The 17100-nt window shown below is 41.0% G+C and carries 15 protein-coding genes; all 15 read right to left on the minus strand.

Going from position 1 to position 17100, the window contains the following annotated elements:
* The 15 genes from FXF36_RS03905 to FXF36_RS03975 all read right to left on the minus strand — a co-directional run bounded on the left by FXF36_RS03905 (position 1) and on the right by FXF36_RS03975 (position 16955).
* Positions 1-1512 (minus strand): DUF5702 domain-containing protein, encoded by a 1512-nt coding sequence (locus FXF36_RS03905; protein WP_151622568.1) that lies wholly within the window; start codon positions 1510-1512, stop codon positions 1-3.
* The gene (locus tag FXF36_RS03910) at positions 1512-1691 is read right to left on the minus strand and encodes a Flp1 family type IVb pilin (RefSeq protein ID WP_174819708.1); all 180 of its coding nucleotides are present in this window, start codon (positions 1689-1691) and stop codon (positions 1512-1514) included. The genes FXF36_RS03905 and FXF36_RS03910 overlap by 1 nt, the downstream gene beginning before the upstream one ends.
* A 22-nt stretch (positions 1692-1713) precedes the next feature.
* Positions 1714-2940 carry a type II secretion system F family protein gene (locus FXF36_RS03915; RefSeq protein WP_151622570.1) on the minus strand — a complete coding sequence of 409 codons (1227 nt, stop codon included), beginning with the start codon at positions 2938-2940 and terminating at the stop codon, positions 1714-1716.
* Between the two features lie 19 nt (positions 2941-2959).
* Positions 2960-3715, minus strand: a complete 756-nt coding sequence (locus FXF36_RS03920; protein ID WP_151622571.1) for a type II secretion system F family protein — start codon at positions 3713-3715, stop codon at positions 2960-2962.
* The gene (locus FXF36_RS03925) at positions 3655-4863 is read right to left on the minus strand and encodes a TadA family conjugal transfer-associated ATPase (RefSeq protein ID WP_151622572.1); all 1209 of its coding nucleotides are present in this window, start codon (positions 4861-4863) and stop codon (positions 3655-3657) included. The genes FXF36_RS03920 and FXF36_RS03925 overlap by 61 nt, the downstream gene beginning before the upstream one ends.
* 13 nt (positions 4864-4876) lie before the next feature.
* On the minus strand, positions 4877-5842 hold the full coding sequence (locus tag FXF36_RS03930; RefSeq protein ID WP_151622573.1) for a hypothetical protein: 966 nt from the start codon (positions 5840-5842) through the stop codon (positions 4877-4879).
* A gap of 19 nt (positions 5843-5861) precedes the next feature.
* Positions 5862-6269 (minus strand): prepilin peptidase, encoded by a 408-nt coding sequence (locus FXF36_RS03935; protein WP_263008654.1) that lies wholly within the window; start codon positions 6267-6269, stop codon positions 5862-5864.
* Between the two features lie 250 nt (positions 6270-6519).
* Positions 6520-6996 carry a flagellar protein FliS gene (locus FXF36_RS03940; RefSeq protein ID WP_151622575.1) on the minus strand — a complete coding sequence of 159 codons (477 nt, stop codon included), beginning with the start codon at positions 6994-6996 and terminating at the stop codon, positions 6520-6522.
* 97 nt (positions 6997-7093) lie between these two features.
* Complete coding sequence (locus FXF36_RS03945) at positions 7094-8542, minus strand: flagellin N-terminal helical domain-containing protein (RefSeq protein ID WP_151622576.1); 1449 nt, start codon at positions 8540-8542, stop codon at positions 7094-7096.
* 202 nt (positions 8543-8744) lie between these two features.
* Positions 8745-11624 (minus strand): DUF6240 domain-containing protein, encoded by a 2880-nt coding sequence (locus tag FXF36_RS03950; RefSeq protein ID WP_151622577.1) that lies wholly within the window; start codon positions 11622-11624, stop codon positions 8745-8747.
* Positions 11625-11783: 159 nt separating this feature from the next.
* Positions 11784-12383: a recombination mediator RecR gene (gene recR / locus FXF36_RS03955; RefSeq protein ID WP_151622578.1), complete on the minus strand. Its 600-nt coding sequence runs from the start codon at positions 12381-12383 to the stop codon at positions 11784-11786.
* A 6-nt stretch (positions 12384-12389) separates the two neighbouring features.
* Positions 12390-12728 carry a YbaB/EbfC family nucleoid-associated protein gene (locus FXF36_RS03960; RefSeq protein WP_151622579.1) on the minus strand — a complete coding sequence of 113 codons (339 nt, stop codon included), beginning with the start codon at positions 12726-12728 and terminating at the stop codon, positions 12390-12392.
* 47 nt (positions 12729-12775) lie between these two features.
* On the minus strand, positions 12776-14371 hold the full coding sequence (dnaX, locus tag FXF36_RS03965) for a DNA polymerase III subunit gamma/tau (RefSeq protein ID WP_151622580.1): 1596 nt from the start codon (positions 14369-14371) through the stop codon (positions 12776-12778).
* Positions 14372-14395: 24 nt separating this feature from the next.
* Positions 14396-15469, minus strand: a complete 1074-nt coding sequence (locus tag FXF36_RS03970) for a 6-phosphofructokinase (protein WP_151622581.1) — start codon at positions 15467-15469, stop codon at positions 14396-14398.
* A gap of 49 nt (positions 15470-15518) precedes the next feature.
* Positions 15519-16955, minus strand: coding sequence for an aminoacyl-histidine dipeptidase (locus FXF36_RS03975; protein WP_151622582.1), 1437 nt, complete (start codon positions 16953-16955; stop codon positions 15519-15521).
* Positions 16956-17100: the final 145 nt, after the last annotated feature.

Genomic DNA, 17100 nt, shown 5'->3' on the forward strand with positions numbered 1-17100 from the left:
CTAATATGAAAGATATCGTGTTTTTGCAAAATAATACTGTCCGGGAATCTGCTCTGCAGTTCCTTGGTTCCTGGAAAAAATCGATAAAAACATTTCACTGGCGCTGAAGGACAGCTCTACATCCGCAGCCCATAGCATATTGTCCACCTTCACAGCTTTATAGTCTTCTGTGGAATTTAACGCTATTTCCATCACATCGAGAGCCCTCATTGCAATCTTTGATTTTGAGTGAACTGCCAGCAATGCACTTAAAAAATCCTTGTAAGTTAGTCCAGAATCCACATTCTTAGCCTTTACATTTACATTTTTCATGGATGACAAGTGCCATATGTCCGAGGTCCACTGATCCAGATTCTTCACAGCTGGAACCTTTCCTCCGCATAGAAGTAGTCGTACATCCAATGTAGATTCCGCATAAGCCCATGCTGCTATTATGCCTGCCTGCAGCGCTTCTATGATTACAGGGTTTCCTGTAAATCCTGCCAAAACGACTGCAATATCATAGGCCTCTTTTTGCATAAGTGTGCTACTCATAATAGTTGCAAAATTAGCAGCCTCTCGAAGAAAAAGTATTTCTTCCACAACTCTTGCCAAGTTTTGGGAATCTGTATGCTGCCCTGCCACCAGGTATTCAACCTCATACTTCAAACCATCGTGCTTTCTATCCTTGTCAAATCGACTATAATTTGTTAAGAGGTAATCGATAAACAGGGCCTTATCAACAATTCCAGCATCTGTAGTCTGTTGCATATTTCCACGACTTAATGTCCTGTGAGATGGCAACTGATCTTCCACCACTTCTTTTTCTGAAACAGAATCAACATTCGTCACTGTAGCCAGAACACTTCTTGAAAATGATTCCTTTAAAACATCAAAGGCGTCCAATGGATTATCCTCAACCCTACCTGGACTTGGATAGTCCTCCGGCTTGGTCCGGGGATCATCATCCTCTTCCGCCTCTCTCTTTTTTCTCTCCAAATCTCTTTTGGCATCATTCAAGGATTTCTTAGCAGAGTTTGCTTTATCCTCCACCGATATCTTTTCGATATTGTTGATGCTGTCGATATGTCCCTGTACTCCGTCTATTATTTGTGCTGCCATTCCCTCTTTCGCAGCTTTAGCACCGAGTGTAATAATTGCTGCACCATCAGAATCTGTAAGAACCGAGTACCTATTCACTTTACATCCATCTGTGGAAAGCCTGGCATAGTTATGCCCACTTTCCACACTTGAATTATATTTACAATAATCCAGAGTCTTCTGCTCCATTATCCCTGGTCCCTTATTCTCAGAGCCATATCCTAAATCAACTGCCAATATCTTATAATTTGTCCAAAGGTATGGATTATACTCAGAAAAAGCACTATCTACAGCCATGTCAGTGTACTCCTGAGCAAAAGCATGGAGCTCATAAAGCCTGATGCACTCACTCATAGTGAAAATGAGCCCCATAACCGCAACCATAATCAACGCAAAGAAAACCGAAAGAGACCCCTTCAATTTTTTCTGCACTATACTCGTCCTGCCTGAGAATTGATTGTCTTGAAAATACTCTCAACTAATGAGTTCAAATGATCCTTGAACACAAGCACAATACCAATTAAAACAACCAGTATAAGTATCATTTCCACTGTGCCGATACCGTCTTCCTCTACTACAAATCCCTTGATCTTATTCATTAAATAATTCATTCTCTTTACCTCACGTTTTTCTTTATATATTCATCTGCATGACTGCAGGTACTACTAAAATAACAATTACAATAAACAACATACCTGTCATAGGAAGGAGTAGCTTCGTAGAAGCTTCCTCACCTGCCCTGACTGCCCTCTGCTTACGCATTTCAAAGGAATATTTTTCTTCCTTTTCCAAAGAATCCAGTAATTCCTTAGAGCCTTTTCTTAGATTTTGAATAAGCATCATCGAAAGCTTTCGGTATTCCTTACATTCGCAGGTTTTACCCAGCTCTTCCAGCGCCTGTATCTCCCCATGACCATCCGTCATCTTCCTATAGGTTCGAACTATTTCCTCATAACCTGCTCGACGAGTTTCACCGTTCTTTAACCCATTTAAATATTTTGCTACAATTCGCTCCAACGCTTTTCTAAAGCTCATTCCTGCGCCCATAAGTATAGATAGCTGACTTACTATCATCGGATAATCCTGTTCTTTTTCCTCAGTTAATAATGTTGCTGCCTTTTGAGCATCCTTTTTCTTTCCTAAAACAAGCCCCGCCACTGTAGCAAATCCAAGCAATATGATTTGAAGTCCACGATAATTCATTTTTTTCTTCCAGGTAATAGTCATCCCTTGGACATCCTTTGGCAGACTTAGCTTCTTCCTTTGTCGCGTGGATTCATCCTCCGCCTTAACTGCCCTATTTATTGCGGACATCTGCCCATCTAGTGTGTCTAGCCCTTTTTGATTGACTACTACCGAAAAGCTGTGAATCCGCTCCTCCTCGTAATAAAGGATTCCAGAAATCGTGACTATCACACCCTCCTCAGGTATGTTTTCTTCTCTAAGCTTTCCCTCATTGGATATGATTCCATAAGTGTCAAACTTCCAATCCGCTGATATCAGACCATCTACGTAACTGTCTTTAAGCTCCAAGTCATAGATCACATTGTCAGCGGCTTCATTCTGCCCTAAGTATGTCTCCTGTATTTCCGAAATTGCTTTATCAAATGCCTCATCCAATTTTCTCCCTGTCAGACTTCTATCAGAAACCTCAACTGACATCTCTTGATTTTGATCTAAAAACTCTAGCTTCAAATCTTCAGTAAGAATCCCTTTTCCTGCATCATTTCTCTTTATTGTTCCATCGAAATTTATATTTGTGTTCAAAAAATCGTACACAAGTAATCCCAGCCCCATACCAGTGGTAACCAGAACTATTTCTACCAACTGCTTTTTTGTTAAATCATGGCTTTTCTGCAAGATGCCCTCCTCCCTGCTTCTAGACCTTAATATCAATTATTTTTCTCCCTAAGATAATGCATATGCCATAGGCTACCAAGCACATAGTCATCAAGCCTATACCTATCAAATTTCCATAAAGAGGCGCAATAAAGCTTTCTGACGTGATGGAAATATATGCCAAAATAGCCATCGGCATCACGCACATCACTTTAAGTTCTAGTCTTTTTTCGGTAGTTATAGTTTCTATCTCCTGGCGAATAGAAAGGTTATCTTCAATCTTTAGCGCAGTATCCCTGATATGTTTTCCATAATCGCCACCGCTTCTTTTGGCAAATGAAATAATCTCTGCCAAACTAACTGCTTCTTCAAGCTTTAGACTCCTTGCGAACTCGTCGAAGGCTCTCTCTAGCTGCACATTCATACCTATCTTTTGGTTCATAATATGAATATGTGGCCCTATTACTGAATCTTTTGGAAATATCTTTTTAAGTTCCTCTTCTGATTGACGGATGGCTCGTTCCAATGAATAGCCTGCCTGAAGGCCAGTAACTATAAGCATCATATATTCCTTAAACTCTGCCGCAATTTTTGCCTGCTGCATTGCCTTTTTTTCATCACTTTTAAGTTTTAACCAAAACGGAATAATCAATACTCCTACTGCAATTCCCAACACCGATCTGTAAAACAAAAATGCCACCACAGCTGTTAAAGCCACCCCCTGGATTATCGGCACTAAATCATTCCATTTGCCAATAATTTCTCCGTATGAACCAAGGTTCCTACCTTTTCCCATTCGCCGATTATCCTTCCTTTTTCTTCATCAAGCTCTTTAAATTTATACAATGGATTAAGCTTTATCTCTCCATCCTCTAGGCCCTCCACTTCGGAAATTTCTAGCAACTTCCTACTCTTATCTCTAAGTCGTCCAAGCTGAACAATAATATCGATTCCCGATGCAATCTGTTGCCTAATAGCCGGAAGAGGAATCTCCGCTCCCATAAGCACCATTGTCTCAAGTCTCGAAAGCATGTCCTTGCAGGAATTACTATGTCCAGTGGACAAGGAGCCATCGTGTCCTGTGTTGAAGGCTTGAAGCATTTCAAGTGCTTCTGCTCCTCTACATTCACCAACTACTATCCTATCCGGCCTCATTCGAAGACTAGATTTCAACAAATCCCGTATACTGATTTCGTTTTTTCCCTCGAGATTTGCATTCCTAGCCTCCAGCCTTACCAAATTCTCCACATTTTTCAGTTGGAGCTCCGCGGAATCTTCTATGGTAATGACTCTCTCATCACTTGGTATGAACTCACCTAACGCATTCAAAAATGATGTCTTACCACTTCCTGTACCGCCTGAAACAAAAATATTGTATCCGCTCTCAACCAGTTTCTTTAAAAACTCAATCTGCTCCTCCGATATTGAGCCAAAGCCCTTTAGCCTTTCCATGGTCATCTGCTCTTTGGGAAACTTTCTTATGGAAAGGATTGGGTAATCAACCGCAGCTGGCTTTAAAACAATGTTAACTCTACTCCCGTCTTCCAGCCTCGTATCCACTATAGGATTAGACTCATTTACTATCTTGTTGCTGTTGGCAACAATACTCTGGATAATATCATTCAACTTTTCCTCAGACGAAAAATGCTCTGAAGAATGAATGACCTTACCACATTTTTCAATAAAAATATTATCTGGCCCATTTATCATTATTTCCGTTATCTCTTCATCAGACAGCAAATCCTCTAGCACATCCAACTTTCTGAGGGAGTTGAATACATGTGTTTCAATGCTTACTCTTTCCTGAAGAGATAATGGAATCATTTTTGATTTTTCAATAATCTTATTTCTTATTAATTCACGTATTTCCAAATCCGACACATCGTAGGATAAATCGATTTCATTCATCGTCTCCTGACGAATTTCATCTTCATAATTAACCATAATTCTCCCTGTCTTAAGCTAATAGCTTCTTTACAAACACACCTAGATTTCCCTGCAGAAGCTCTTCTATCTGATAAGTTCCATCGGAAAGATTGCCTGCAGACATTGGTAGCAAAACATTTTCCACCTCAACGTCTAACTCTATTCGCTCAAGATAATCCAAAAATATCTGCTGACCCATTCTGAAATAGTCTCCAGGCCTGCCAAGTACATAGAGCTTATTCAATCTTTCTATGTAAGATGTGAAGCCATTAATTGTTCTTCCAAACAGAATTACAACAACGTCATAATCCGATTTTGCCAGCACATCGAAGAATCTGTTCCAGGTGTCCTCGTCTATTTCGCTGATTTCATTCGGGTTAATGAAGGGCTCCACGTAATCAAATCCCATAAAAGTTCTTAGATACTTAGATAAATCTGCATTTGAGTTGCCAGTGCTAATTTCATAAAGAAGATCCATGAGATTTCTTTCACAGCTTTTGCCAATCAAATTTGACATTATAGAAATCTCCTCAAGATCAATGAATAGAACGCGCCCACCGCTTCTATATGCCTGACCGAGTGCCATTGCAAAAGGCAACTGCAGCTCATGTGAATTTGGTGAATAAACACCCACCAATTTAGACTTTTCACTAGATTTTTTTACACTGACATTCGTACCACTCCTTTGTCGAAATTCAAATATTTCATCAAGGATATTGTTCACAGCCTGGTACTTATAAATGTAATCCTCTGCTTCATCTGCTAAACCTTCAGTAAGTATGTATTTATGTCCTACACGTCCCTTCGGTCTAAAGCCTGCCACTTCTTCAAATTCCTCCGTGAGAATGCACACATCAAAATCATTCTCATCTGAGAAAAATCCCTCAGGTGTGGTGAAAATATGTACCGACACCCTGGCCTGCTCCATAACGTGATTGGCAAATTTAAGAATGTAATCTGAATCCAGATCACATAATGCCACTTCCAAATTCTTCATCGTTTTCTACTCCATTCTTTTATTTGAACTGCAGCATGAAAAACGCAGCCGTAATGTAAAAAGAATAATGTAGCCTTCTTTTTAGATCTAATCGCCTCTCGTAAATAAAAAGCATAAGCACCGTGACACCAGCAAGCATCACTGAAGTAATCATCACATCTGTCGTCAAATCCACACCCACCAGTGTGGCCATTACTGAAAACAACTTGATGTCTCCACTCCCTAGAGAATGTCGCCACATATACAGCAGAATCAATATAGCAACAGGCACAACTGCTTTTATTACAAAATAGACAATACCGATTGCGTTATATTGCTGGATATTTAGGAATAATCCTGCCATGTATCCGAGCACAATCAGTTGATTTGGAATTCTGTAATCTCTGGCATCAAACAATGATGCCACGGTTAAAAGACTCCAGATCAAAAACTTCTCCGTAATTCATCACCGCCTTTCGTGGGATAGTATAGGGGCACTCCCTGGGTTTTAAAATCCATTTTGCCGCTATATTTTTTTTCAGTTATTTTGCTAATTCTTATTTTTGTTGAGGTTTTATTACTCATCCGTAGAAAAATCCTCATCAATTGTTTAATACTCACAACACATTTTCGCCCGCAGCATTAAAAAAGGAGGCTTCATTTGCAAAGCCTCCTTTTTCTATAATATTCAATTGTGATTATGCCCAAAAGCCTCTGCTGGTCTGATTACCCATTAGGCTCTCATTCAACGTCTCCCTTCCATAGGTAATACCAGCCATTACGTACTGTGTGTTCTGCATTAACGGATCTGAACAATCCTCTCTGGCAATCTCCTCAAATGCTGCTCCAAGCTCATCCATTATACGTTTTGCCTCTAATAAACCTTCTGCAGTTGCTTTATATATGGACTTTGATATATTTCGCTTTACATAATCGTATAGCGCGTACAGATTTGTGCTTACCTTGTAATCAAAATTCAAATCCTTCTGGAGGTGGGTTACAACCTGTGAGCACTTTTTCAGTGCCAGAATGGCTTCATCCACTTGGCCAGCCTTAAAATTTTCAATAGCCTCGGATTCGTATTCTTCATATATATCATATAAAACTGTTATCAATCCGCAGCCATTGCTAGATGCTATCCTCAAGGTAAAAGCTGAAATCTTATCTTTGTTCATTTGTTTCTTCTCCTATCAAAGCAAGTGCATATTCTTGTTTAAAGTATAACTGAAGAACAACAAAGGTTAATCCCTGCCAATGATGATTAGATAAAAACTACTGTAATAATTGCAAAGCTAGCTGTGGTAATTCATTTGCCTGAGCAAGTGCGGATACACCCGCCTGCTCTAATACATTTAGCTTTGTATATTCAACCATTGTGGTTGCCATATCTGCATCCTCAATTCTTGAAATTGCAGAGGTCATATTTTCTTCTGTTGTATCAAGTGATTTTGTTGTGTGCTCCAATCTGTTTTCATATGCACCAAGCTGTGAACGAACCGATGTAACATAGCTTAACGCATCTGCCAAGGCATCCATGGCATCCTCAGGTCCTTCCATTCTAGTAACATCCACATCATCGATATACATGAATTCTGTGGTTACTGCTGCAATTCGTACAATCATTGATTGTCCCTGGTTAGCACCTACCTGCAACGACATCGAACCTATATCTGTTACGTTAAAGCTGAGATTTCCTGTATAACCTACATCAGCTAAAAAGCTAAGCTTAAAGCCATTTGTGTCTGTGATTGTAATGTGGTTTCCATCAAATGACGCTGTAGATTGAGCTCCAAACAGCGAGGTAATTGTTCCTGCCTGTACGTCTGCATCATTCTCTCGATGAATGGTTACCTCAGCATCTTCACCTACTGTACTAATCAATGGTAATGAATTTCCGTCAGTATCCTTTTCGTTAAAAACATTTGCATCTGTTGTATCAAATCCAAGCGCTTCTGCCAATTCAAGTGACGAAAATTCTATCTTCAGGTTAGCATCTGCCCCATACTTCTTTGAGCTAATTACTAAAGGTTCAGTATCGCTTACATCTGAAATGGTTGCTCCACCGATTTCAGCCGCATTTCTAAGCTGCTCATATACAAATTCGCGACTTCCACCAGTTATTTCGATTCCGTATCCATTAATCTTGATTGAACCAGCCATATTCACTTCTGCTGGCATTACGTTTGCTGCTGTTGCTTTACTTTGCGTTGCAGCCTTGTCAATTTCCAACTGATAAATTCCTGCAGGGACCGTATTTGAGGTCTGAATTCTTGAGCAGTTCTTCGCATATGTTCTGCAGTCTAATGATCCGTTCAATAAATTGATGTTATTAAATTCTGTTGTAGACGCTACACGGTCTATCTCTGTAAGTAAGGATTCTATTTCTTTCTGGATTGCCTCCTTTTCTTCGCCTGAGTTCGTTCCGTTTGCAGCCTGAACTGAAAGCTCTCTCATTCTCTGAATCATCTCTGTAACTTCATTTAGAGCACCTTCAGCTGTCTGTAAAACAGAAATACCGTCAGAACCATTTGTAGATGCCTGATCAAGTCCGTCAATCTGTGCCTGCATTTTGCCCGCAATTGCTATGCCAGATGGATTATCTGACGCGTGGTTAATGCTAAATCCTGAGCTTAACTTTTCCATTACATCTGAAAGGGAACTTTCGGTACCGAGAAGTTTGTTGTTTGTAATCACCGCTGACATGTTGTTGTTAATTCTCATAGTTGCCTCCTAAGTAAACGAGCAAGTCTAGCATCCGTGCGGTGTTTAGTTGTATAAAGATCTTCCATGTCCTTACAACAATAATATCGGTCCTGAGTGGCTAAAATTAACCTATTTTTTATAACAATTTCGTGTCTAAAAAATGCAATCCCCATTGTCAAAGGGATTGCATTTCTTTATTCACCATATATATTTTTTTGACCTAAAACATCTGACTCAAAGCACTCAAATAACCCCTGGCAATTCCATAAAGTGCCTCGGTTTGAATCTCGTTATCGCGACTATCTGTAGCTTCAAAAATGCCCAGCTGCCAATTATAAATATCGTTTACACTAACTCCTGATTCACGGCTAAACGTGAAGCTGAAGCTATATCCTGTTTCCTGCTGCATGGCCTGTGCTATCATTGGTGCCTGGCTGGCAAACATTTCTCTTGTTTGGGATGTCTCACACTCAACACTAGCCTTAACTTCTCCTGCTTCATATCTAAAGGTTGTAGAGATTGTTCCTGTCTGTTGTAGATAAACAGCCATTTTGACAAGTCCTGTTTCTCGCTCTCCTCTAACGATTCTCAGGTTCATATCGCCAACCTCACCCTGTAGCGTAATTGGGATATGATAGGTTTCATTGCTTGCAGCCATCTGTTTGAATACTTTTGATTGCTGCACAACAAGCTTTATTTCATCCATATCTATAGACTGAACATCCTCGGTTTCAATCATATCCTTCATTATGCTTTCAGCTAAATCACCAAGAGCCTCCTGTGCCTCAAGCATTGCCTCTGGGCTATGGCAGGCTTCTTCAAATCTCATATAAGCCAGGTCAATCAGATCGTCTATATTCATATCCTGAATCTTGGCTGCCCGACCGTATAAATCCTTAAATACCTGATTGCTATTCTGAGAAATTGCTTCCACGGCACTAATCATATTTGCAGAATTCGGTATATTAAATTCCTCTAAAATCTCTTCCACATTAGAAGCGTTATGCATTGCAGCTCTAATCTGTTCTGTTACATAACTATTGTACTCTGCTTCTGATATATCATCCTGACTGCTCTCCATTGCTATTGCAAATTCATCAGGGTTCATATCAAGAATTGTATCTTCACCCAGTGTTTGCATCTTTGTTGGAGTCATAGCCTCTTTTGCATCACGGCATCTGTTTGTCAGGAATACCTTTTCAATCTGCTCTGTGATAGATAAGTCTCTAACTACCATCTCATCCAGCTGCCCAAACTTATCATTGACTTCATACTCTCTGCCACTGTGTTTACTTGAACGAACTGCAGTCATAAGATTTCGAAGAGTAACCTCCGTCCCCTGACTTATCAACGCACCAATAGCTGCCCCATCAGACTTTTCCACCTGGTGAAGGAGCCTGTACACACCAACATAAGCCTCTCTCTCCTCCTCTGTAATCTCTGAATTATGCTCTGCTTTCCATAGGAACTTAGAAAAGCTTTCCTCATCAGACGTATTACCAAGCTCTGCCTTGATTTCCTCAGCCTTTGCCTTCAGATCTCCCATCTTCATATCCAGAGGATTGTCTCCGCGCTTTATCATTTCTGAAACAACCGCCGGTGTCATACTCTTGAAGGCTCGTGAAACCATTTCAGTTGATTCCTTCATTGTTGTAACAGACTGAGCATTTATCTCCATCTGGTTATAGGCAAGAATTCTTACTGCCTTTTGGCTTGATTCTGTTGATTCAATATCAAGATCCTCTAAAATATCATCCACATTCCTAAAGGCCTTTGACATACTGTCTCCAAGATCATGTCTAACCTCAGTTCCTACAGCTTCATAGGTCATCTCCATGCGGGAATACTCCGCTGTCACAGAAACGCTGACCTCATGCACATAGGAGAATGTTTCAGCATTGATATTTGAGAATCTTCCAAGCATTGCTGCTGGAGCTGCCTTCACTTCGGCTATGCTGTTCATTACCTGCTTGAACAGCTCAACATTCTTACCAACATCCCCTTTATCATTCTTCATTAATATTTGGAGTAAGCTTGTTTCCTGAAACTTTAGCTTATCCAACAAATCTGAAAGGTCATTAGTATTCACCTCTATACCATTTTTCATCATGGTAAAGGTGGCCTCCACTGTCATTGTAAGCTGTATTTCTGTAAGCTGACGTTGCATTGTGATAGTAGGCAACGCTTCCGCATCCATCCCCATTACCTCTGCGAAAGTCTTTTTTGCCTGATCCATCAAGGAATATCCCGGCAACAAATACGCATCGGTTGGCTCTTTTCCTTCTGCCACAATATCTTTAATTGCAGTTTCAATCTGCTCATCTGTTGGCTTTTCATAATTATGTAGTCCAACCATGTATTCAAGATGCTCCCGTGTAATAGGAACATCCTGTCTCATCATGGTTTCCACAATTTCTTTTAAATCAATTTGTGGCTCAGTACTTTGTGCAGACTGAATTATCGAATCAATAGTATCTCCTAAATCCTTCAATAACGCATCTATCTCGTCAGAGTTTGTATCATCTGTTGCCTTTACAGGCGCAGAATATGTAGCGTTATAAATATTAGTAATTGTAGGTTCCAATTCATTCTTAACAAGAAAGGCCTGTGCTTCAACTGGAAGTGTATCACCCAGCCCCTTTGTCATTGACACCGCCTGTGCAATTGAGCCAGACATTGCCTCGATTTCAGCTGTAGAAAGCCCTCCCATTTTTGAGATATCTGCTCCCCCTTTTGCCAAATTCATTTTGATTTCATCTACAACTGTAACAAGTGTTTCTGCGTCCATGTCCATAGGGTTATGTCCATCCTCAGACACCTTTGCTGTTGCCTCTTCGTCCCAGGCACGTTCCACATTTTTCACTGCGTCAATTGTAGACATGCCAAGAGCTGATGCTTCATTCACCTCTTTGGCGAAATCTTCATCAGCTAGCTTTCCCTTGTTATCATAAAATGCATTATCCACCGACAATGCTCTAAGTTCGGTGTTAAAATTTGCTTTCTTATCTTCCTTGATACCGCTGGTGCCAACGCCCATCATCTGGTCGTTTGCGCCTTCTGTTTTGATGTAATCCGTTACCTTGAGTCCTTCTATCTGCATACAGTTCCTCCACGGTATATTTACTTACATCATATATGTCGGACGCTTCCAGGAAAAAATAAAGACCCTAGTTACACTCTCAATCCTGTATATTACTCCGCTCAGCGAAAATGCTTCGCTAAAGTAATATACAGAGATTGATAGCTACTAGGGTCTAACTTACAACTCCGTGCGTCCGTCCAATGCACGAAGTAACGTTACTTCATCGATGTATTCAAGGTTACCGCCTACAGGAACGCCTGACGCAATTCGGCTTACACGGATTCCAGTTGGCTTAATCAATTTACTTATGTACGCCGCAGTAGTTTCGCCTTCGAGAGACGAGTTTGTGGCTACGATGACTTCCTGCACATCATTTTGCTGAAGCCGAACCATAAGTTCCTTGAGTTTGATATCACCAGGCCCAATACCAGCCATTGGAGAAATTGCTCCGTGAAGCACGTGATAAACACCGTCAAACTTTCCAGTCTTTTCGTAAGCAGCCAAGTCTCTGGTATCTTCCACGACCATGATAACATTCTTGTTGCGCTTTGGATTTGAGCATATTGGGCAAAGCTCATCATCTGTAAGAGTGAAGCACTCCTTGCAGTAGCGCACATTCTTCCTGGCCTGTACAATAGCATTTGCCAGATCATTTACTTTTTCTTCATCCATGCCTAATATATGGAAAGCCAGCCGTTGGGCTGACTTACTTCCAATGCTAGGCAAATCACTTAGCTCTGCTATTAAATTGCTAATTTCTTTGCTGTAATATTCCATGGCTAATTAAAGTCCCAATCCACCTGTGAATTTAGACATTGAAGCTGCGCTGATTTCGTCAACCTTGCGAAGAGCCTCATTTGCTGCTGCCATAACAAGATCCTCAAGCATCTCAACATCCTCTGGATCTACAGCCTCTGGATCAATCTTAATCTTTGTGATTTCCTTCTTACCTGAAACAGTTACTTCAACAACACCGCCACCTGCAGTACCTGTCATCTCTGTTTCCTCAAGCTGCGCCTGAGCTTCCTCCATCTGACGCTGCATACGCTGTGCCTGCTTCATAAGCTGGCTCATATTACCTGGCATTCCGCCTCCTGGAAATCCACCTCTACCTTTTCCCATTTTATAATCCTCTCTTTCTATATCCTATAACCTAATCCTATCAAAAATTAGTCTTGGTCCTGTTCAATCTCAATTCCCATACTTGCAAAATAATCCACAGCATCTGTTCTGGTCTGCTTTGAGCTTATTCCACTGGAATTGATTTCAACTTTTACATTTACAGTCTTTTGAATTGTGGCCTCGATAGCCTTGTTAATCTCCTCAATAACCTCTGGTCGATTAACGAAATCTCCCGCCATCCTCTCAGAGCCATCCTGTTGGTCGAAGATAAGCACCAGCTCTCCCGCCTCATTAACTGTACGTGTGGTCGCCTCTTTCAGATACATCTTTATATTTACTGGAACCTTTCCCAAAATTGTGCTCCAGTTCTGAGCAACCTGTTTTACTTCCTCTGGTATTGCTGCTGGCAATGGCTCCTTCTTTACTGGAGCTGAGCTGGGAGCAGGCGCACTTCCTGCTATAGGTGCAGCCATAACAACTGGAACACCCTCCTCAACCTTTTTTTCAAGATTTGCAATACGATTGTTGAGAGCAGAAATATCCGCCTCCATCTGTGGCTTACAAAGCTTGATAAGCGCTATCTCTATAAGCACACGCTTCTGACTTGCATATTTAATATCATTTGAAAGTGCTGACAGTACTTGAATGTATCTCATTAACACTTCTGTGTCAACAAGCTTCGCCTCTTCCTTTAAAAGAGCAATATTATCTGATGACATTTCTAAAACATCCTCCATATCATCAGAGCTCTTTAAAAGCATCAGATTTCTCAAGTACCACGTGAAATCATTTACAAACTGATTCAGGTCACGCCCCTGAGTCATTATCTCTTCAATGACCCCGATACATTCTGTAATCTGCCCATTCACAATAAAGCGAAGCAGTCTTGAAAATACCTCAGTGTCAATTGCACCAAGAACCTTCAGAACATTGTCATAGGTCAGGGGTTGGTCTATGTAAAATGCTATGCACTGATCCAAAAGACTCAGTCCGTCTCGCATAGAACCATCTGCAGCCTTCGCCACATAACGAATTGCCTTATCCTCTACCTGCACACCTTCTTTGTCCATCAACTCCTGCAAACGTGCCGCAATAGTATCGATTGATATACGATGAAAATCATATCTCTGACAACGGCTTAAGATTGTAATTGGAATCTTGTGAACCTCAGTAGTAGCAAGTATGAACACCACGTATGAAGGTGGCTCCTCCAAGGTCTTCAGCAAAGCATTGAAAGCACCAATGGAAAGCATATGTACCTCGTCAATGATATACACCTTATACTTTCCAAGCTGTGGTGTGTACTTAACCTCCTCAACAATCTGTCTGATGCTGTCTACACCATTATTTGAAGCCGCATCAATTTCCCTGACATCCATTGAATTATCTGAGGAAATTGCCATACAGCTTTCGCATTCCATACAAGGACTTCCGTCCTCCTTTGGATTGCTGCAGTTGATGGTGCGCGCAAGAATCTTTGCTACAGTAGTCTTACCTGTACCTCGTGTACCTGTAAATAGGTACGCATGTCCTATACGATTTGTCTTAATTTGATTTTGAAGTGTGGTTACAATATGGTCCTGACCCTTAACATCACTGAAAACCTGGGGTCTGAACTTTCTATATAATGCCATATAGGACATAACAATTACCTACCCTTATTAATCTTAGTCACCGAAGCTAATTCCGATTCGCTTAGCCTCTTCTATCATCTGGCAGTCTGGCTCAACCATCTTAAGCTTACCAGCCACGTCTTCAAGAGGAATTCTCTTTGTCTTGCCATTTACCATGGCAATCATATTTCCGTAATCGCCATCCATAATAGCCTGGGCTGCTGCTGAACCAAGACGCGTACAAAGCACTCTGTCAAATGGATCTGGGCTACCGCCTCGCTGCATGTGTCCTGGCACTGTAACACGTACCTCAATGCCAGTCTCCTTCTGGATGCGGTCTGCAATCTCATATGAAACTGAAGGATACTTTGATTCCTCTAGCTTTTTCTTATATTCCTTTTTTGAAAGCTTTGCATCTTCCTTTGAAATAGCGCCCTCGGCTACAGCAAGGATTGTAAAGCCCTTTCCCTCTTCAGCACGCTTATTAATAGCCTTTACGACCTTTTTGATGTCGTAAGGAATCTCTGGAAGCAGGATAATATCTGCTCCTGATGCTACACCTGCGTAAAGTGTCAGCCAACCAACCTTGTGACCCATAACCTCAACGATAAATACGCGGCTATGAGATGAGGCTGTGGTATGAATACAATCAATTGTATTGCAAGCGATATCAATAGCACTCTGAAAACCAAAGGTCAAATCAGTGCCATAGATATCGTTATCGATAGTCTTTGGAAGATGAATTACATTAAGGCCTTCCTCGCGAAGAAGATTGGCGGTCTTCTGTGTTCCGTTTCCGCCAAGGATTACCAAGCAGTTAAGGTTCAACTTGTAGTAGTTTGACTTCATAGCCTCTACTTTATCAAGGCCATTCTCGTCAGGCTCACGCATGAGCTTGAATGGCTGACGGCTGGAACCTAAGATTGTACCACCTCGTGTAAGGATACCAGAGAAGTCCTGGCTTGTAAGTAGTCTGTAGTCTCCATAAATAAGACCTTTATAGCCATTGAAGTAGCCGTAGACCTCTAAATCCTTAACATTGGCTGCCAAGCCCTTTACTACTCCTCGCATAGCTGCATTAAGCGCCTGACAATCTCCACCACTTGTAAGCAATCCGATTCTCATCATAGAAATCTTCTCCTTCCCTAAAGAAAAACCCCTTACCGTTAAATTGCTATTACTTACTTGTTTCAATAACTCTTCTTACGTAGTTATATATTCTCTCTGTAGAAGCGATTCCAAGGCGCTCCTTTGGAGTATGAATATCATGCATTTCTGGTCCGATTGATACAGCATCAAGTCCTGGAAGCTTTGAAGCAAGAAGGCCGCACTCAACACCTGCATGAAGAGTCTCAACAAGCGCCTTCTCCCCCGTCATTTCCTCGTAAAGAGCAACAAGCTCGTCTCTGAAAGTTGACTCTCTCTTATATTCCCATGCTGGGTACTGACCATGAGTAGAAATCTTGCAACCAAATGCATGTCCTACCATAGTCACTTTTCTCATAAGAGCAGCCTTAGCACTATCTACTGAGCTTCTAAGGGCACATGAGAAATTAAGTCCCTCATCTGTAAGCTTAAGAATACCAAGGTTAAGTGATGTCTCCACAAGTCCTTCAATATCGTGACTCATAGCCTGAATTCCATCTGGCATGCAAGAAAGAAGCTGAATCATTCTCTTTGTATCTTCAGCGTCAACACCGTCTACTGTTGCATCGCCTTCGCTCTTAATATCAATCTTCATCTCTGGGTCTGTAACAGCATACTCATTCTTGATAGCTGCAGCCTCTGTCTCCATAGCCTTGATAGCATCAGCTGAAACGATAACCTTTGCTGATGTAGCACGAGGAATTGCATTGTCCTTTGTTCCACCAATAAACTCAACAAGGTTTACATCTGAAACCTCAAGTGCCGCTGCAAGAATTCTGTTTACCATATATGATGCATTTGCACGACCCTTGTCAATCTCTGTGCCAGAGTGACCACCTGTACAATCATTAACCTCTACAGAAACGAGAGTTCCCTTTACCTGCTCCTTCTTTGCAGGATATTCAAGCTCCATTCTGCATCCACCTGCACAGCCTGCGAGGAAATGTCCCTCTTCCTCAGAGTCAAGATTGAGAAGCTTACGGCCCTGAATCATTGACACATCAATGCCTGCTGCACCTTCCATACCAACTTCCTCAGAAACAGTGATAATAACCTCGAGACGTGGATGCTTAAGTGTCTCATCCTCTAAAAGAGCAAGTGCCATAGCAACAGCAATACCGTCATCACCACCAAGTGTTGTGCCCTTTGCTGTAACATAACCATCTACAACCTCAAGATCAAGGCCTTCTGTAAGCATATCTTTCTTACAATCAGGTTCCTGTTCTGCAACCATATCCATGTGCCCCTGAAGGATGATTGGTGAAACATTCTCCATTCCTTCAGATGCTTCCTTAATCATAATAACGTTGTATAAATCGTCTGTGTAATATTCGAGATTGTGCTCCTTTGCAAAATTTACAAGATATGCACTAATCTTTTCCTCATGATAGCTTGGGTGAGGGATGTTACAAATCTCCTCAAAATAATGAAATACTCTCTCTGGCTTACAATTACTTAAAACTGCCATTTATATTCTCCTTTATTACTTGTCTTTTGCAAGATTTTCCTTTATTTACTATAGCATTTTCAATTGGTAAATTCTATCCAATCGATGTCCTTTTTTCCTGTTTGACTTAGTAAATGTCAATTTGCTAGTATATTATTATTCTATT

It is taken from the genome of Pseudobutyrivibrio xylanivorans (assembly GCF_008935055.1).
Lineage (GTDB): Bacteria > Bacillota > Clostridia > Lachnospirales > Lachnospiraceae > Pseudobutyrivibrio > Pseudobutyrivibrio xylanivorans_A.